At 50.5% G+C, this 17,197-nt stretch carries 17 protein-coding genes; 6 read left to right on the plus strand and 11 right to left on the minus strand.

Going from position 1 to position 17,197, the window contains the following annotated elements:
* The gene (locus ACT3UM_RS20580) at window positions 1-306 is read left to right on the plus strand and encodes a chaperone modulator CbpM (RefSeq protein ID WP_498901934.1); all 306 of its coding nucleotides are present in this window, start codon (window positions 1-3) and stop codon (window positions 304-306) included.
* A gap of 196 nt (window positions 307-502) precedes the next feature.
* Here the strand turns inward: ACT3UM_RS20580 and ACT3UM_RS20585 are convergent, their stop codons facing one another.
* The 5 genes from ACT3UM_RS20585 to ACT3UM_RS20605 all read right to left on the minus strand — a co-directional run bounded on the left by ACT3UM_RS20585 (window position 503) and on the right by ACT3UM_RS20605 (window position 4,926).
* Window positions 503-847 (minus strand): hypothetical protein, encoded by a 345-nt coding sequence (locus ACT3UM_RS20585; RefSeq protein ID WP_498901935.1) that lies wholly within the window; start codon window positions 845-847, stop codon window positions 503-505.
* A 70-nt stretch (window positions 848-917) separates the two neighbouring features.
* Window positions 918-2,588 carry a phosphoethanolamine transferase gene (locus tag ACT3UM_RS20590; protein ID WP_498901936.1) on the minus strand — a complete coding sequence of 557 codons (1,671 nt, stop codon included), beginning with the start codon at window positions 2,586-2,588 and terminating at the stop codon, window positions 918-920.
* A 24-nt stretch (window positions 2,589-2,612) separates the two neighbouring features.
* Window positions 2,613-3,299, minus strand: coding sequence for a phosphatase PAP2 family protein (locus tag ACT3UM_RS20595; protein WP_498901937.1), 687 nt, complete (start codon window positions 3,297-3,299; stop codon window positions 2,613-2,615).
* A complete protein-coding gene (locus tag ACT3UM_RS20600; RefSeq protein ID WP_498901938.1) occupies window positions 3,281-3,658 on the minus strand; it encodes a diacylglycerol kinase in 378 nt (125 codons plus the stop codon). Before ACT3UM_RS20600 ends, ACT3UM_RS20595 begins: the two co-directional genes overlap by 19 nt.
* A 74-nt stretch (window positions 3,659-3,732) precedes the next feature.
* Window positions 3,733-4,926, minus strand: a complete 1,194-nt coding sequence (locus ACT3UM_RS20605) for a glycosyltransferase family 9 protein (RefSeq protein WP_498901939.1) — start codon at window positions 4,924-4,926, stop codon at window positions 3,733-3,735.
* Between the two features lie 290 nt (window positions 4,927-5,216).
* Between ACT3UM_RS20605 and ACT3UM_RS20610 the strand changes: the two genes are divergently transcribed.
* Both ACT3UM_RS20610 and ACT3UM_RS20615 read left to right on the plus strand, forming a co-directional pair.
* On the plus strand, window positions 5,217-5,879 hold the full coding sequence (locus tag ACT3UM_RS20610; RefSeq protein ID WP_498901940.1) for a response regulator: 663 nt from the start codon (window positions 5,217-5,219) through the stop codon (window positions 5,877-5,879).
* Complete coding sequence (locus ACT3UM_RS20615; protein WP_498901941.1) at window positions 5,876-7,267, plus strand: ATP-binding protein; 1,392 nt, start codon at window positions 5,876-5,878, stop codon at window positions 7,265-7,267. The genes ACT3UM_RS20610 and ACT3UM_RS20615 overlap by 4 nt, the downstream gene beginning before the upstream one ends.
* 79 nt (window positions 7,268-7,346) lie before the next feature.
* Here ACT3UM_RS20615 and ACT3UM_RS20620 read toward each other — a convergent pair whose 3' ends face one another.
* The 5 genes from ACT3UM_RS20620 to dctP all read right to left on the minus strand — a co-directional run bounded on the left by ACT3UM_RS20620 (window position 7,347) and on the right by dctP (window position 11,280).
* Entirely contained in the window at window positions 7,347-7,505 is a 159-nt protein-coding gene (locus ACT3UM_RS20620) for a thioredoxin family protein (RefSeq protein ID WP_498901942.1), read from the minus strand.
* Between the two features lie 421 nt (window positions 7,506-7,926).
* Window positions 7,927-8,394 carry a type II 3-dehydroquinate dehydratase gene (locus ACT3UM_RS20625; protein ID WP_498901943.1) on the minus strand — a complete coding sequence of 156 codons (468 nt, stop codon included), beginning with the start codon at window positions 8,392-8,394 and terminating at the stop codon, window positions 7,927-7,929.
* Window positions 8,395-8,416: 22 nt separating this feature from the next.
* The gene (locus ACT3UM_RS20630) at window positions 8,417-9,709 is read right to left on the minus strand and encodes a TRAP transporter large permease (protein WP_498901944.1); all 1,293 of its coding nucleotides are present in this window, start codon (window positions 9,707-9,709) and stop codon (window positions 8,417-8,419) included.
* A 2-nt stretch (window positions 9,710-9,711) separates the two neighbouring features.
* On the minus strand, window positions 9,712-10,233 hold the full coding sequence (locus ACT3UM_RS20635; RefSeq protein ID WP_498901945.1) for a TRAP transporter small permease: 522 nt from the start codon (window positions 10,231-10,233) through the stop codon (window positions 9,712-9,714).
* A gap of 57 nt (window positions 10,234-10,290) precedes the next feature.
* Window positions 10,291-11,280 carry a TRAP transporter substrate-binding protein DctP gene (gene dctP / locus ACT3UM_RS20640; RefSeq protein WP_498901946.1) on the minus strand — a complete coding sequence of 330 codons (990 nt, stop codon included), beginning with the start codon at window positions 11,278-11,280 and terminating at the stop codon, window positions 10,291-10,293.
* 211 nt (window positions 11,281-11,491) lie between these two features.
* Between dctP and ACT3UM_RS20645 the strand changes: the two genes are divergently transcribed.
* The 3 genes from ACT3UM_RS20645 (at window position 11,492) to ACT3UM_RS20655 (ending at window position 16,665) form a co-directional block, all read left to right on the plus strand.
* Window positions 11,492-12,865 (plus strand): GntR family transcriptional regulator, encoded by a 1,374-nt coding sequence (locus ACT3UM_RS20645; RefSeq protein ID WP_498901947.1) that lies wholly within the window; start codon window positions 11,492-11,494, stop codon window positions 12,863-12,865.
* A 351-nt stretch (window positions 12,866-13,216) separates the two neighbouring features.
* A complete protein-coding gene (locus tag ACT3UM_RS20650) occupies window positions 13,217-14,938 on the plus strand; it encodes a hypothetical protein (RefSeq protein WP_498901948.1) in 1,722 nt (573 codons plus the stop codon).
* Window positions 14,935-16,665 carry a hypothetical protein gene (locus ACT3UM_RS20655; protein WP_498901949.1) on the plus strand — a complete coding sequence of 577 codons (1,731 nt, stop codon included), beginning with the start codon at window positions 14,935-14,937 and terminating at the stop codon, window positions 16,663-16,665. Before ACT3UM_RS20650 ends, ACT3UM_RS20655 begins: the two co-directional genes overlap by 4 nt.
* Before the next feature lie 118 nt (window positions 16,666-16,783).
* On the opposite strand, the gene ACT3UM_RS20660 is transcribed toward ACT3UM_RS20655, so the two are convergent.
* Window positions 16,784-17,197, minus strand: a 414-nt coding sequence (locus ACT3UM_RS20660; RefSeq protein ID WP_498901950.1) for a tyrosine-type recombinase/integrase, incomplete at its 5' end; no start/stop codon positions are given.

Genomic DNA, 17,197 nt, shown 5'->3' on the forward strand with positions numbered 1-17,197 from the left:
ATGGTACAGCGAGCGATTACCAGCGGTGAACTGATCGACGAGGCAACCTTGACCCTAGATGAGCTGGCACGTGCCTGCTCGGTAGAAACCAACTGGGTCATCGAGCGTATTGAAAGTGGTCTACTGGCCGATGGTTCGCCCTATGTGGCGAGCTGGCGCTTTACGAGTTATGACCTGACCCGGGCTCGACGTATGTGCCAGTTTGAACGTGATTTTGAGGCCGCGCCCGAACTTGCCGCGTTGGCGACTGACTTGATTGAGGAGAATCATCGCCTCAAGGAGCGATTACGCGCTGCGGGGCTGTGAGAAAATTATTTGCTGAGGGCGATAGAGGGGCTCCTCGTTGATGGGGAGTGAGATATGAACATGGGGTAATACACGTCATTGATAAAAATCTTAAGCCTTTTAGACACTTGCTTGGTTTTAATAATAAAGAAGGAATAATATCTGGAAGGCCCCTACTGAGCTGATAATACACAATAATAGATGTTTCATTGCTTGATTAAGCCAGTAGAAACAAAATAACCACAGTACCAACGCCTGCTACACCTATCGCATCCAGCGTATCTAAAACTTCGTTCTCTAATGAGTGAAGGGAGCAGCAACTCGTTTTGTTAGCACTGCGTAACCTCAATAGCTGAGACGTACTGCTGGCCGCGATGCTGAAAATAGCAATGATGATTTCAATGGATTCTATCTCAAATAGCGCAAGGAGAACGCTTACCAAGCTGGTTAAAACGATACATGCTTGGAAAGAAAACCATTGCAAGTCAATGAAAATATTATCATTACTAGACACCCAACTATCAGAAGCGGTTTTTTTTGTTGATAAGAGCGATATAAACATTCCGATGCACCTGAGTCGTGGTGAGGTTAAATTCATCTTGCCACCGAATACTTAACGATCACTTACATGTTTACCCGCTGTAGGGATTTCGGCACGTTTGGCTAATATCTTTTGCCTGCTGGTAAACGTCCGTTGCTACGTTAAGCAACCCCAGCACGCTGTGAAATAAGTTATCGTGCGAGGCAGTTTCATCAGCGACTTGTCGTAAGCAGCCCGTATTAAGCCCTTGCTGCTGTGAGAATGAACTGGACAGCCACCAAACCATAGGCACATGCGTCTGTTCGTCGGGTGCAATAGCGTAGGGAATGCCGTGCAAATAAAGCCCCTTTTCACCCAGTGATTCACCATGATCAGAGAGGTAGATCATCGCAGTTGCGTAGTCATCCTGAACCTTTAACGTCTCAATTACCTGATCCAACACGGTGTCGGTATATAGAATGGCATTGTCGTAGCTGTTGGTGATGGCGTCTCTTGAGCACTTGGCTAAATCAGCGGTGGTGCAAGCGGGAACAAAACGTTCGTAGGTAGCAGGGTAGCGCTGGTAATAGCTTGGCCCATGGTTGCCTAGCTGATGGAGCACGACCACCTGATCAGCTGAGGTAGCGCTAATTTGCGTCGTTAGGGCTTGAACCAATGCCTCATCCAGGCATCGCCCATCTTGGCACAAAGAAGTATCGTTCTCTGGCGAGAGTGTTTTTGTCGTTACTCCGTCGCAGACACCTTTACAGCCTGATTGGTTATCAAGCCAGGTGACCTCTAACCCAGCGTGGGCTAATACGTCCAGTAAGGATTCATGTTGCTGAGCATAGGATTTAGCGTAATTGGCACGTCCCGGTAATGAAAACATGCAGGGTAATGAGACTGCCGTGCTGGTTCCGCATGAGGAAACGTCTGAAAAATTGATAACGTCAGGCTGCTGGGCAAGTTTGGGCGTGGTTTGGCGCTCATAACCATTTAATCCCCAATTCGCCGCCCGCACCGTTTCGCCCACTACGATGACTAGCAGAGTGGGCTTGTCACCCTCCTGCGGGCTGATATAGGCATCCTCTCCTACTGGGGATCGCACCGTATTCTCGTTAGCGTGTTGGCTGTAAAGCGCCTGTGCCATCGAAACAATATAATTACCCGGGGTCACCAAGTAGCGAAGCTCTTTATTGTTGCGCATGAGTGACGACACTTCTTGGTAAGATAAGAAGGTCGCAAGCAATAAAATAGCCGCACTGGCGAGGCAATAAGCTGAGCGGTGCACAATAGCTTTCTTCCAGGATGAAGGCGCGATATCAATTCGCCAAATCATGAGGGTAGGCAGGCCAAAAAAGATGGCCAAATGAATCAGTAAACCAGGGGTGAGAAGTTCCTGGGCTTCGTTAGTATCTGTTTGAAGCACATTATCTAACATTGAGGTATCAAAATAGGTGCCGTAGTAAGTAGTAAAGTAACTGACAATGGCGGCAATCAGAAACAGTATGGTTAATAAGGGTTTTACCAACGGTCGAACAGCAAGGCTTACGAAGACCAAATAGTTAAGGCAGGTCATTACCAAAAACATACTGGCAAGAGTCAGCCACGTCTGGATTGCCAAAAGGTCATAACCAGCAATCGCTTGTTGCCAGAAAGGTAAATTATAAAAAACACTGAATATGACAACGACCCACAAGACAAGCTGCTCCGTGCTCAGTGTGGAGCAAAAATTAAAAACGGTGTTAACCATTTTTGAAGGGAATGACAGCAAAGGGGGCATCGAAAGGCTCACTGTATGAAAAGATTAACGAACGCTGGGGGGGAATAAGAAACTTGAAAGGGCAAAGCTTACCGTCCAGCAAATCATCACCGTCCAGAGGTCGTGAGATAGAAAGTGCGCCCCGCGCAACTGTTGAGCGATGCCAAACGTAAGGCCAAGCCCCAAACCAAGCGCAAGCCCTGCCCATCGCCAATTGGGCCATATGGCGGCAAAAAAGAAGTAAAGAGCTATCCACGTATAGCCTGCGCTGGCATGCCCGGCGGGAAAGCAAGCGGACGCAGGCATTGAGGGAGGGCGTATATCGAGCAAACCAATAAAGTCTTGATTGCCACCATAGCGCATTAAATCCCAAGGGCATTCCATGCTCACCAGGTGTTTAATAGTTGCTACCAGTAGGGCTGAAAGAAGCGTTGCGGAAAAAAGATATAAAAGCGGCGCACGATAATCCTTAAGACAAGTAACCGTGGTGCTTAGTATCAATAGAAGAAGTGTGGCTAAACCCATAGCCAAGCTTAGCCATTTACCCCCTTTGTGAAGAATATCTTGGGTAATCCAGGTATTTTTCCATGCCCAGATATTACCCTGAAGGCGATATAGAAAGTCAGTAAGCGTAAAGTCGATATTTAAAATACTGAAAACTGACATGCCGATTAAAAATAAAAGCCAAGTGGATATTATGGGTTTGAGAACGTTTAGTTGAGCAGCACGCATAGCCACACACCCATCATCATAAAAATGGTCATCATGACGGCGGCAGCCCCCATGTCTTTCGCACGTCCACTAAGTTCGTTATGTTCTAGTCCGATACGGTCAATGGTGCTTTCGATGGCGGAATTAATGAGCTCCACTATCACTACAAGAGTGAGTGAAGAAAACAGCAACGCTTTTTCAACAGAAGTGGCATTAACAAAAAATAAAAAAGGGTAGAGGATGAGGCATAGCATCACCTCTTGTCTAAAAGCAGATTCGTTTGTCCAGCAAGCTTTTAAACCCGATGCTGCATTGATAGAAGCACGGAAGATGCGTTTAGCACCCGTGCCATTAGGTTTTGATGTAGTTGAAATAGGCAAGACAGTGCACTCGGTAACGTAATAGTAGGGGTACTATAAAGTGCAAAACTTAACGGACAGTTATGCGCTTTAATTTAGTAGCTAGAATGCATCTGGGCTACACTTGGTAGTGGTGTTACCCACTGTGTTGGGTGGTTTGTTACCGAGCCAGCATTAACGAGTGCCGTTGAACCTTGTCCGTCCAGATTAGCTTGTATGGCTTCTATTACCGTGCTGATCTCTGGGCGCCACAGAATGGTGTCATAGGGCTCTCGTGGTACGAAGGCGAGTGATTTTTTCTGGCGCACCAGGGAAATGGTGGCGACATCGAGTGCTGCTGCTAAGTGCATTGGCCCTGAGTCGGGTGTCACGAGTAATCGCGCACGCTCTAAAACGGCGGCAAAGTGACGGATAGGTAGCGGTGGGCATAAGCTGCCATATAGTGCTGACATCAAACGCTGCTCAATCGGTGCTTGAAGCCTAAACTCCTCCGGCCCAAGGAAAACGACATAACGTATTTTGCGAGCTTCCATGGCATTGATGAGTGTTAGCCAAAATACCAACGGCCAACGTTTGTTTTGATGCCCTCCTACGAAGATCGCAATAAAGTCAGTTTCTGACGGGTGATCACTATTAAGGCTGACTAGCTGTTCTACCTTTACCATTGCGCGATAGCGTTCCTGCTCCGTTAGCTGGAGCAATGGCCGATTACGGCAAGCAACGCCGAGCGGGCGGGTCAAATTAACGATGGCATCATAGGCATGTGATGACTTCCCTTCCGCCTCAATGCTGTACCAGCGCTGGTGACCTTTACGTGACCCCATGCTGTACCTTGCGCCAATTAACTGTGTCACTATATAGCCGCTCGTGGATCCTCCGCTCACTTGTACCGCTAGGTCATAGCGTTGAACCCTTAGGCGTCGACATAATGTCACGCACTGCCAAGGACGGAGAATCGCAGTTCTCGACAGTAAATAAAAATGGTCAACGGGCCGTTGTTGCAACAGTGGCCATGTTTTATCGGTCGCTAGATAGTCTATGCGTGCGGAAGGAAAACGTTTACGCAAAGCATCGATGATAGGAGTGCTAATTAGCGCGTTGCCCAGTCTAAAATTGGGGCGAATAATCAAAATTTTCTCTATGCCCACAAGGTTATTGATGGTTTCTGGCGCGGGCGCTTTGACGATATAGCGTATGCCGCCCAGTAAACATCGCTTCATTTGTTTTTCTAAACCACGGGCCATTATTTTTAAATAAGAGTTTGTTCTAATAAATATTAGTAAGTGCATGTTATGGCGCTCTGTTTAGTTAATAGAAAATGATCCGCCCACGGCAGCGGCAGAGCAGTTTGAAAATCGCCGCCAGTAAATTCGCTGCTTTGGCTTTGCCTATGGCGAAAGAGGCAGCTTGAGCCTAATAACTTAAAGAAGAGTTAAACTGCGTAAGAGATGTGCAAAAATAGGGTGGTTGGATTGCTGGTTAAATTCAGATATGTATGCTTTGTGGTATAAGTTGCCGCATTTAAGAAAAGCTTAAGTTTTGGTAGCCAAGATAGCGGTTTGTCGATTGAGGAAGCAGCATGCGCGCACTGCTGATAGAAGATGACCCCTTGCTGGGGGATGGCATAAAAACGGCGCTGGAACGCGAGGGGTACACGGTTGATTGGTTTATGCTTGGCCGCGAGGCAATCAACGCTGTCAGTAGTGAAACCTTCAGTGTGATTATTTTGGATCTTGGACTGCCCGATATGGACGGTATGCAGGTACTGCATTTACTCCGTCAGCACTCCACTCTGCCTATTCTGATTTTGACGGCCCGCGATGCGATGGAAGACCGTATTGGCGGTTTAGATGCGGGGGCGGATGACTATGTGCTCAAGCCTTTCAATTTGCAGGAGTTACTCGCCCGTTTACGTGTCGTAATGCGACGCGCTGAGGGTCGTGCTTCGCAAATATTGACGCTGGGGGTGTTAAGTATTGATGAGGCGCGTCATGTGGTGAGTTGGCGGGGCAAAGACGTAAAGTTGGGCCGCCGCGAGTATGCCTTACTCTTAGAGCTAGCCAGGCACCCCGACAGAGTGCTGTCTCGCCCTCGTTTAGAAAATTTACTATACGGCTGGGGCGACGAGGTAGAGTCCAATGCAGTGGAAGTTCACATTCATCATCTGCGTAAAAAGCTTGTGAAGCACCTGATCATTAACGTGCGCGGGATTGGCTACCGGCTGGATAGCCAAGCACAATGAGATCGATACGGCGTTATCTACTCCGCACGCTGGCGATTACAATGGTTGTCGCCGGGGGCGTCGCGGTTACCGCGGCCTACTTGATTACGGATCATGAGCTAGAAGAAATTCTCGATACACAGCTCAGTCTGCATAGTCGGATTGTGGCTGGCCAACTCGATCCAAACGCGACCATTGACGACTATGCTCGCCTGGCGTCGCGCATGGGCCTTCCAGGCCATCCGACACAGCTATATCGCGACGGTAAAGCAGTGCCCGTGAGCAGCTCAGAATCAGGTCCCAAGCTTTACCACGAGGAAGAGCTTAAATTGGTACTGGGTTTTTGGAATGCAGATGGCTCACCTAAGCTGTTAGGAGGAAAATGGAATGATGCCGGCCCTTTCCCTCCACCATTAGAGGAAGGGTTTCGCTGGGAAAGCTATGATGGTCATCGTTGGCGGGTGTTCAGCATGTTCGATGTTGCCAGCGATACCTGGATTCGCATGGGGCTGCGAGGTTCGTTTCATGATGAAGTGGTGGAGCGCATCACCTGGAACAATTTATTGCCGATGCTCTTTTTGCTGCCACTCATCCTTTGGCTGATGAGCCGCATTATCCGGCGGGGAATTGCGCCCATCCAAGCGCTTTCCAGCCAGGTGCAAGGCCGCTCCGCCCACGACCTACGTAACATCGATAACCCGGTTCCTCAAGAACTTAATGAATTACGCCAATCGCTAAACGACTTTATCGCCCGGCTAAAAGCAACGTTAGAGCGCGAGAGGCGCTTTACAGCCGATGCGGCCCATGAGTTACGCACGCCCTTAGCAGCGCTGAGAATCCACTTAGATAATGCGCAGGCGGGGGGAGAGCAATCATTACAAAAGGCTTATGTCGGGGTGGAGCGGCTTCAGCGGGTGGTAGAACAATTGCTTATTTTGGCGCGTTTGGATCAAGTTGCCACAATCTCGCCGGCGACTATCGATCTCTATCCGATTATTGCTGAATTGGTAGCCGAGCTGTGGCCTCTCGCTGAAGAGCGCGATCAGCACTTGAGGCTAACAGGGTTAACCCGGCTGGAGGTTTGCGCCGACGAAGTCGAGGTGGGGATTCTATTTCGTAACCTACTGGATAACGCCTTGCGCTATACGCCGGAAGGCGGTGAAGTGGAGGTAGAATTAGCGGTTTGGGAAGGGTTGCCTCAACTCACGGTGAAAGACACTGGCCCCGGGCTCCCCGAGGCATTATTGGATAAAGTCACTGAGCGCTTTAGGCGCGCGTCGGGTCAGGGCACTACCGGCAGCGGATTGGGTTTGTCGATTGTTTCGGAGTTGGCTCAGCGCCAAAATGCACGCCTTACGCTTAGTAACCGCAAGCCTCATGGGCTAGCGGTCAGTGTGACGTGGGGGTAAAACCGGCGGCAAGATTGTTAATTATTGGTGTAGCGACGAAACGCGTCCTCCGCACTGCCTCCTTCTCTTATTGCGTAGCTCAAGCCTTCAACAACGACTCAATTTTGTGCCGAACCGGCACGCCGCCGCTATGCACAAGCTTGCCATCAATAGCAATACCTGGCGTTGCCATGACCTTATAACCCATGATGGCCGCCGGGTCGGTGCAAGTGGCAGGTGTCTTTGCCGTCGACGGCAAGACGCTGTGGCGCTCTTTAATACTTAATTCAACGCAAGATATGGGACATGCATCTTAACGAAATGCTCAGAAGGTGCACTCAGTTTCTGCGGCAAAGGGCTGACTCTCTGAATGTGTTTTAATAACGTCATTTAATTACCGGGGCGAACGTTTGTTTTACTTTATGTCAACAAGAAGTGGAAAAGTTATGTCATTCTGTGGTGGAATTATCTCTGTAAGTGGCTGTTTCTCCGTCCAGCTTATGCCAAACTCAAGTGAAAACGACATTTGTGCTGTTCCCTTCCAAACGTGATATAGACTATTCCTTAGTAAAATGACTAAGCCATGGTGATGTCATATATCGCCGCAAGCTTAGTCACTCCCGTACTGAATACCGCTATAAGTTCGCTACTGCCCCTCGCTCAATGAGATACATCGATCACTAGCTTCCCTCTTCTACAGCCTCTTCAACTGTCTCTTCTACTATCTGTAGCGCGGCTTCCACCGCAGTTCGATAACCGGTCGGCCCCAAGCCTGCAATCACTGCTGTCGCGATGCGTGACACGAGCGAGCGATGATAAATTTCCTCGCGCCGGTGAATGTTGGAAATATGCAGCTCGATAATCGGGCCGGGAAACATCTTGAGTGCATCGAGGATGGGAATGGAGGTGAAGGTCAAACCGGCCGGATTAATCACGATAGCGGCAGCGGGTTCATCGATGGCTTCATGAATCCACTCCACCAATTGCCCTTCATAAGCGGACTGGCGAAATACCACCGGCCGTGTGCCAGCGGCATGCCGACACATCGTCTCTACTTCCGCGAGCGTCGTATGCCCGTATATCTCCGGTTCGCGCCTGCCGAGTCGGTTTAGATTAGGGCCGTTGAGAATATAGAGAGTGTTAGACATGGGTATTACCTCTTATTTTTATTCAGCCGGTATAACCGAACTGTCGTGGCAACCAAAGGACAAAGTCAGGGAACAGCGTAATGATCGCCAGCGCCACAAGGAGCGAGGCAATAAAGGGAATGAGATCAACGAAGATATTGCGTAAAGGCGCGCGCGTTATGCTTTGCATGATAAAGATCAGTAGCCCGTAGGGCGGTGTCACTAATCCGATCATGATATTCACCACGGCGATGACGCCAAAGTGCACCATATCCACTCCCAGGGCATTCGCTGAGGGTATAAACACAGGAACAATGATCAAGATGATAGCTGTCCCTTCAAGCAGGCAGCCCAACAGCAACAGCACAATATTAACCAGTAAGAGGAACTGCAGTACCGTCAGGTCGTAATCGGCCAGGAACAAGCGCAGCACTTGGGGGATATTCTCGGACGTTACGACGTAGTTGAACACCAGCGCCCCTGCGATCAACATGCCAATAGCGACGGATGAGCGAGCACTGCTGACAAGGGAATCGTAAACCTTACGCACACTAATGCTGCGATACAGCAGAATCGAGACGAGAAAAGCATAGGCTGCGGCAACAGCCGCTGCCTCGGTCGGTGTCATCGCCCCACTGTAAATCCCGCCAAGTAAGACAACCGGCAGCAACAATGCTGGTAACGCGCGAAAGGTTATGCCCGGTAACTGCCTTACTGGTGTGGGCTCCTCCACTGGGAATTGCCGATGACGTGCTATCACCATCACCACAATCATTAGCATTAGCCCCATCAGCAAGCCGGGAATAATGCCCGCAAGAAACAGATAGCCAATGGACGTATTGGAAACCAATGCGTAAAGCACCATCGGGATCGAAGGTGGGATAATGGGCCCGATAACCGCCGCACTGGCCGTAAGGGCAGCAGCAAAGCTGCGGGTATAGCGTCCATCCTGAGTCATCATATTGGCAATGATGCGACCCGTACCGGCGGCATCGGCGAAGGCGGATCCGGACATCCCCGAGAAGATGATCGACTGCACGATGTTTACGTAGGCCAGCCCACCACGAAAGCGGCCAACCAGCGCATTACAGAAATGCAGCAAGCGGGTGGTCATGGCGCCCATGTTCATCAGCTCTGCAGCGAGAATGAACAGTGGAACCGCAAGAATGACATAGCCAGTAAGCATGCTGTTGAGCAACCGTTCGGCCACCAGTCCCATGTCCATGCCGTTCATAAACAGATAGACAACGGAACCAGAAATCATCGATAGCCCAATGGGCAGCCCCAACAGCGCCAGGCCGACAATCACCAGAAGCGTAAGCGTGAATGGATCCATCCTTAACCTCTCATTACTTCGTCGTCGGCGTCGCTGGTTGTCATTGGGTCATGCCCCAATACAGCGCGAATGCCAATCCATAGGTGGCGGATAATGACGGCCAGGGCGAAGACTACGTAAATCGAATACAGCCAGTCATAGCGGATACGTAGATAGGACGTACGCTGCACTTTCATAAAAGTGACATAGTCATAAACGGCGGGCAGTGAAACTAAAAAAAGCGCCACGACGCCAATACAGAAAATCACTGTCATTGCACGACGCAGGGGAGAAGAAACATTGCTATAAAGGATGTCGAAGCGAATTTCGTCTCGTTCTCGCAGGATAAATGCCGCCCCGAACAGTACCAGCCAAATCCACATGATAGAGCTGAGTTCCGAGGCCCAACCGGCAGGCCAGTTCAGAACGTAACGAAACAACACTGTGATCAGGAAGGAAAGAAACATGACCGCGAGCATGGTCGCCGCCACCGCTTCGGCACCACGGCGCAGCCAGGTTGCTAGCTGGGAAATCTTATAACGCATTTTTTACACCCCTAGGGTGGAACGGGATCGGCCGCAGTGCAGCCGATCCATCCGCCATCAAAGATTGTTGATGCGCTCAAGCATGCCTTCAGGCCATGCATCAGAAATTGACGACTCAAGATAGAGCTGCTGAGCATACTCTCGGAAGGCATCTACATCGGGTGTGTAAAGGTTGAGTCCTTCTTCCTTGAAGAAATCAGCCAGTTCTTCTTCGTTGCGTTGGTGTTCAGTCGTGCTCCAGGCGATCGCTTCATCTGCGGCGGTCTGGAAGGTTGCCTGCTGCTCTGGCGTCATGTCATCCCAGACCCTGGAAGAGACCATCAGCAGATCAAAGGCTACAAGGTGAGATGTCAGCACAATCTGATCCATGACTTCGTAGAAGCGCATGTTTTGGACATTCGGCAGGGGATTGTCCTGTCCGTCGATGGCGCCGGTCTGTAGACCGGTATAGACCTCGGCGTAGGCCATTGCGGTGGGGTTGGCCCCAATGGACTCGCCTAGGAACTGCCATGATTCGCCTGGTGGCATCCGTAACCGAATCCCTGACATGTTTTCAGGTGTGTCGATTTGTTTATCACCCACTAGCCCTACATGGCGGGTGCCAAAAAAAGTGGGGCCTAAAATGTGAACACCCAGCTGCTCCTCGGCCATGGCTTTCATTTCTTCGCCCGCATCACTGCTAAAAAACGACAGCAGATGTTCGGCATCGCGGAAAAGATAAGCGGAAGTAAGAAGCGACCAGGCTGGGATTTGGTTGGCAATATCCTGCGGCGCCACATTGCTCATCTCCAGGTTGCCCCGTTGAAGCGCAACCAGTTCGGAGCCCTGACTGAAGAGGGTTCCACCGTAGTGGAATTCCATCGTGAAGTCGTCGGCAACGGCCTCTTCGAAGCGCTGCATCATCTCTGCACGTATGTCTTGTTCAGAGAACACCGCCGAAAATCGCAGAGTGGGGTTGTCTTGCGCAACGGCAAAGCTTGCGGTGGACACCGCGACTAAGAGGGCGCCAGCGGTAAGAATGCCGCGGAATTTGGCGTTTATGGGCATGGAATGCCTCCTTTATATTGTCGTTGTAATTAGTTTGCGGCGAGGTTGCCTTTACCACGCGGCACTGTTTCGTTATCACATATTACATTTCACCGATCAACTGTTTTTATAAAATACTTAGTATATTGTCAATAATGTCATATGTAATTGGCTCGCTCTTGCCAGCCTGTTCGGCGAGGGACAGAATGCTCAATTTAAGAGGAGGCTAGCTTTGCTATCTGAACAACAAGAAACGGCGGGGGAGAGCGCTTACCGATCTATCCGCAGTGATATTATTGGCGGTCAATTGATGCCAGGCTCCCGGCTACGCCTTGAGGCCTTGAAGGAGCGCTACTCGGCGAGTGTCAGTACCTTGCGCGAGACGTTGTATCGCCTTTCCGCTGAAGGCCTAGTTCATTTCGAAGGGCAGCGCGGATTTGAAGTGGCCGCCGTCACCCAGAAGGAGTTCCAGCAGCTCGCAGCCTTGCGCGAACTGTTCGAAGGCTATGCGCTGCGCGAAGCCTTTCGTAAAGGCGATCTGGAATGGGAAGGTCGTGTAGTGGGCGCTTACCATAAGCTTGAGTCCATGGAGCGCCTAATGCTGAAAGGCGATACGACTCGCAGCGCCGAATGGAAATATTATGACCGCGAATTTCACCACACACTGGTCTCCGCTTGTGGTTCGTCAGAGCTATTCCAGGCTTATGGCGCTATTTTCGACCGTTACCAGCGTTATCAGATCATTGCCGTCATCTTCCGTGGCGAGCCAGCGGCGCAAGAGCACCGCATGCTGCTCGAAGCAGCCTTGGAGCGTGATGCTGAGCGAGCCATTGGCATACTGCACCAGCATATTTCGGCTTGCGTCACACACACGGTAGCGAGTGGGCAGTTGTCCTCCACGGAAGCGGAATTGCCGCTCTCCCTGTATGGAACGCTGGCTAAGCCAGAAACCTTGATATCGGTCGGTGAAACGGCCTGGCGGCGCATACGCACTGATATTATTGCGGGCAAACTCGAACCCGGGAAAAAGTTAAAGCTAAGCAACTTGCGTGGTGAGTATGGCGCCAGTGTAGCCACATTACGCGAAGTGCTTAACCGCCTAACGTCTGAAGGTTTCGTTATCGCGGAAGGCCAGCGCGGTTTTGAAGTAGCGCCTGTATCGGCTCAGAACGTACGCGAGTTGGCTGAATTGCGGCTTTTAGTTGAGAACCAGGCACTGGAAGACTCCTTCGCGTCTGGCGACATGGAGTGGGAAGCCAGAGTAGTGGCCACCTACCATAAACTTGCCACCATGGAAGAGAAAATGGCGAGCGGTGACCGCCAAGATGCTAATCTATGGAAGCAATATGATTGGCAGTTCCATCAAGCCTTAATTTCAGCCTGCGGCTCCCAAACGCTGATGCATCTGCATAACGCAGTTTTCGATAAGTATCTACGCTATCAACTAATCGCGCTCTCCTACCGAGGTCGCATTGCCGCCGACGAACACCAAGCGCTCTACAAGTTTGCACTGCAGCGGGACGCTAAAGGAGCCCAAGAAGTCCTCTACCGCCACCTATGGGGCGGCACAGATCAGGCGCTGGCGACGGGGACTATTGCGGCCTAATGTTATAGAAATCATGCTGATTTTTGGGTTGGCCAAGAGCAGTGGGGGTCTTCCATGTTAAATACGAGTCATCACGATGGTTGTTTGAGAACTGAAATAGATCGTTGCTTCATAGCCCAAGGGGAGTAGTTTACTTAGGGCAGCTAACGACCCAAAGCGGACCGTCATGCAGGGTGCGGCATATGTCGGATCATCGACGTGGAGGGCGGATAGCTGCCGTTCGCAGCAGGTAAAAAGTCGCGACAGTCTGTGTGAAAATTACTTGCACCTTGTTGAGAGGCAGTAGTTTCCAACGACTGGTCTGCGCGGTATGGTTGTGCAAAGAATGCATTGCTGAACGAGGCCGGCAGCGTGACAGAAAAAAGTGATTTAGCTCAGCTGATTATCGATGGCGATGCCGCCGGACGCCTTATCCCAATCATTCTCGACTTCGAATACAAAGACAGAAAACGTGATCTAGGCGGTTTCTTAGCTGACCTGCACAACTCGGGTGAAATCGCACTGCTCTCGAACGACAACCTTGAGGCCATACGACGGCTTGAGCACAATGAATTTTGGATGATATTCGGCGTGTTGTCTAACGCTATTGAGCACGTGGTCGATGATTATCCCGCTGTGCAGCAGTTTGCCGAGTGTCTGGTCGAGAGAGCGGGCAACGATGGGGCTTCTCACACTCCGTTTGTGTCATTCGTTCGTTGGTGCGAAAAACACCCCTCACAAGCCAGAAAAATTATAACAGGCGCAAAAGACGGCCAAGAGGATTGCCAACGTTCCTGTGTGTTTGCCTTACAAGGTCTCAATGACTTTGGATACTTGGTAGATTTCTTAGAGGACAGTAGAGCGGAATTCCGATCTATAGGATTTCGCGCCTTAGTAAGGCTCAAGAACATGACATCACAGGACGACCAAACTGGTATAGATGCTTGCCTTTCGGAAATTCAAAGCCCGTCTTCTGATGATGCGCGAAATGCTGCTATTGAGGCCGTTTTTCGCATTTGGGACAATGATGCGACCAAGGAAAAATATCGGCAAGACGAAGCGATAAAGTCCCTTCTCGCCCAGCCGACAGATGACGACTTGGTGCGCCTGTGCGCGATGCTTTTCTATCACAAGAATGCATCCACAGAGCAAACTATCAGTGCAGTATTGAGTAGATCACAAAGCATATCCTCCAGCTTCGAGACAGCAAGCCACTGGATAGATAACGCACTAACCTGGAAAGATGAACGCTGGTCATTCAAGGAGGTGATTGCGTTCATAGAGGCCATGGTTCCGCACTTCGAGCAGCCAGCAAAGAGCAAGCAGTTTCATAGCTTTTGCGAATGGGTTTGGGAAGAACCTGCAAACACTTCATACCTTTTCGCGCGCTGGCTTAATTCTGGCGACTTCTCCTTATGCAGCTTCTTGGCCGAAATGGTCAGCGGCGGAGATAAGGGAGCTGCGCTATCTCTCCTGCCGCAAGACTTACCTCCAGAAGCGGTAGATCAAGTCTTTCTAGCCCGAAAATGTATCGGCTTTCTTTGGCTGCATGAGATCACGGCGGCGTCAATTCTGCTCAGCCTAGTGGAACATGGACATTCAGATGCTGTTCCGGTGATCGAAGGGCTTCTTTGGGAGCCGCTTCTGCTTAGCTACTCAAGTGAGCTTAGACCATATCTTGAGCAGCAAGCGTCTAGTGCTTCTCCGATTGTGGCTAAGGTAGCTCAAGACCTGATAGCGCGACACAAGGCGTACATCGAGGGGCTTGAAAAGGCACAGGACCTTAGCGAACTTGAGCCATCAAATGAAGCGAGACGGGCCGCGGCGATCAAAGATCACCAGAGAAACACGGATATCCAAAAGCAAGCGCGCAAGATGTCTATACTTGGCGATCTGTTTCATACTGCGACGATGCTCTACGGTCGCAAAAGCTTCAGTATGATCACGGGTGCTGATGGCAAGAAGTTTCCAAGCATCACCCCGCTGAGCGAACACTCCTATAGCTATGAATTTCCTCGTTTGTCTGTAGTTGATCCGGTTGGATTTAATGCGCTTCTCACGGTTTGTAGGGTCGAGCAGAGAAAAACAAAATGAAACTGATACTCAAAGAATATCTTGCCTCCCTTAAGGAACGAGGTGACCTTGACAAAGCGTTGTTGCCCAACCTGCTTTCTGCGATGGGCTTGCAGGTTCTTAAAACCCCAATGATCGGGACGCGCCAAGATGGAGTTGATATTTCTGCTGTAGGTCAGTTGCCAGACGATGATCGGAAGTACCTTTATTTGCTCTGCGTCAAGGCAGGAGACGTAGGGCGCAGCGATTGGGATGCAGGGCCACAGTCAGTGCGTCCAGAGTTGCAGGAAATACTGGATGTCTACATAGGTTCGAAAGTTGCAAAAGAGCATCAAGGTTTACCGATCAAAATATGTTTGTGCATGGGGGGTGAGTTAAAAGAAACTGTTGAGGGCAACTGGGCTGGTTTCACGCAGAAAAACGCGAAAAGCGAAGTATGCTTTGAGCTATGGAATGGCGACCGCCTAGCTGGATTTATGGAAAAGTCTTTGTTGGCTCGGGAGTTGCTGGACGAAGCAGCGCGAAGGAATTTTCAGAAAGCCCTTGCAATGGTGAACGAGCCAGAGGCCTGCTACGAGTACACGAGAAGTTTTGTCGCCATCGTTCTCTCCGAAGAGGAAATGAAAGACAAAGAGCGCCTATTGAGGCTCAGGCAAGCGTATATTTGCCTCCACGCCATTTGCGCTTGGGCCGTTGAAGCAAAGAGCCTCGATGTTGTTTATCGGATATCCGAATTGGGCTTGCTGTTCTGCTGGGATGCAATGCGAGAACAACCAGTCAAGACGAAGCCCACCAAACATCAAGTCGCTCTGACGGAAATTTTGGATCAGTACGTCAGGCTCTATTTAATGATGTCCGAGATTTATTTTGACAAGGTCCTGTACCCTCATGCCGAGACGCTTCATGCCCTATCGGTTTCGGTAAAGTCGCGAGAAGCGGTCGATGCCAATCTTGCGATGTTCGACTTACTCGGGCGTGCGGCCACCCGTGCAATCTGGACGGATTTGTTCGGGAAAGCTCTCTCGGAGGCGAACCCCGAGTTGGCTCGCAGTCTGAACGAGCAGACAAAGAAAATGCTGGATATGTTGGTGGCCCTGATCAACAACAATCCGACTTTGGGGTCTCCGTTTAAGGACGATCATATGATCGAGGCAGCCTTGGTCATGTATCTCGCGCAACAAACATCGTCAGGGAGGCGATTTATGCCTTGGTTTCATGCCATGGCTGAGAATACATCGTTCGCGCTACTAACCAATGCCAGCTACCCGACGTGCTTTCGCGACTACAACGATCTGCTTGCTCATCCTGCGAGTAATGAACAGGAGTACCGTGATGAGGCTTGTGTTGGCAGTGTCCTTTATCCCTACCTATTCACTTGGCTTCAGTATTGCGCCGAACAAGTTTTCATTGAAGAATTCTCCAGACGACTTTCCCAAAAAATACCCGACTGCACACATCAGGCGTGGTTCCCCGATGAGGAGACAGACCAAAAAATCTGGCGTGGGGATACCTACCATGGGATTTGCGTGACTGACTTGTCGCCAGCACGTGGAAATGCGGAGATAGCAGATGCCTTGAACCTAGCAATCAAGGAGTGTGGGGCAATTTTTGAAATGACAGCGATGAAGCGAGGACTGGTTCCACTTTTCTTGACGGCCTGTAGGCACTACCGCTTGCCTATCCCGCCAACACTTTGGATGCCGCCGCAAAGCAATTCAGATGAGGCTCTGGTAGAGCCCCATTCATAGTAGAGCAAGAAGCCTTTTTGCCCTTTGGCGAAAGCTGCGCTGCAGCACCGTCGGGGGCCGTCAATGTCCGCATTTGGCCGGACAACGACTGCCCGAAATAGGTCGTCGTTTATCCTCATCAAACTTCTGTCTGTTCAGCCATTTCCAGCGCGTCATCTACCTCTATGCCTAGATATCTGACGGTGCTTTCCAGCTTCGTGTGACCCAGGAGCAGCTGCACTGCCCTTAAGTTTTTCGTGCGACGGTATATCAGCGACGCTTTGGTGCGGCGCATCGTGTGCGTGCCATAGATTGACGCATCTAAACCTATCTCGGTGACCCAGGCTTTCACGATACGGGCATATTGGCGTGTGGAGAGATGCTTTGCGCTATTGATTCGGCTGGGAAATAAGAAGTCTTCGTTTCGGAGCTGAGCCAGCTGTATCCAGTCAATAATAGCGATGCGCGTTTGCTCGGTTATTTCGAACTGAACAGGTCGATGCGTTTTTTGCTGCATCACAATCGCTCGTGGGGATATACACGCACCATGAGC

Origin of the sequence: Halomonas sp. AOP13-D3-9, from assembly GCF_052379125.1 — a bacterium.
In the GTDB taxonomy this organism is placed as follows: domain Bacteria; phylum Pseudomonadota; class Gammaproteobacteria; order Pseudomonadales; family Halomonadaceae; genus Vreelandella.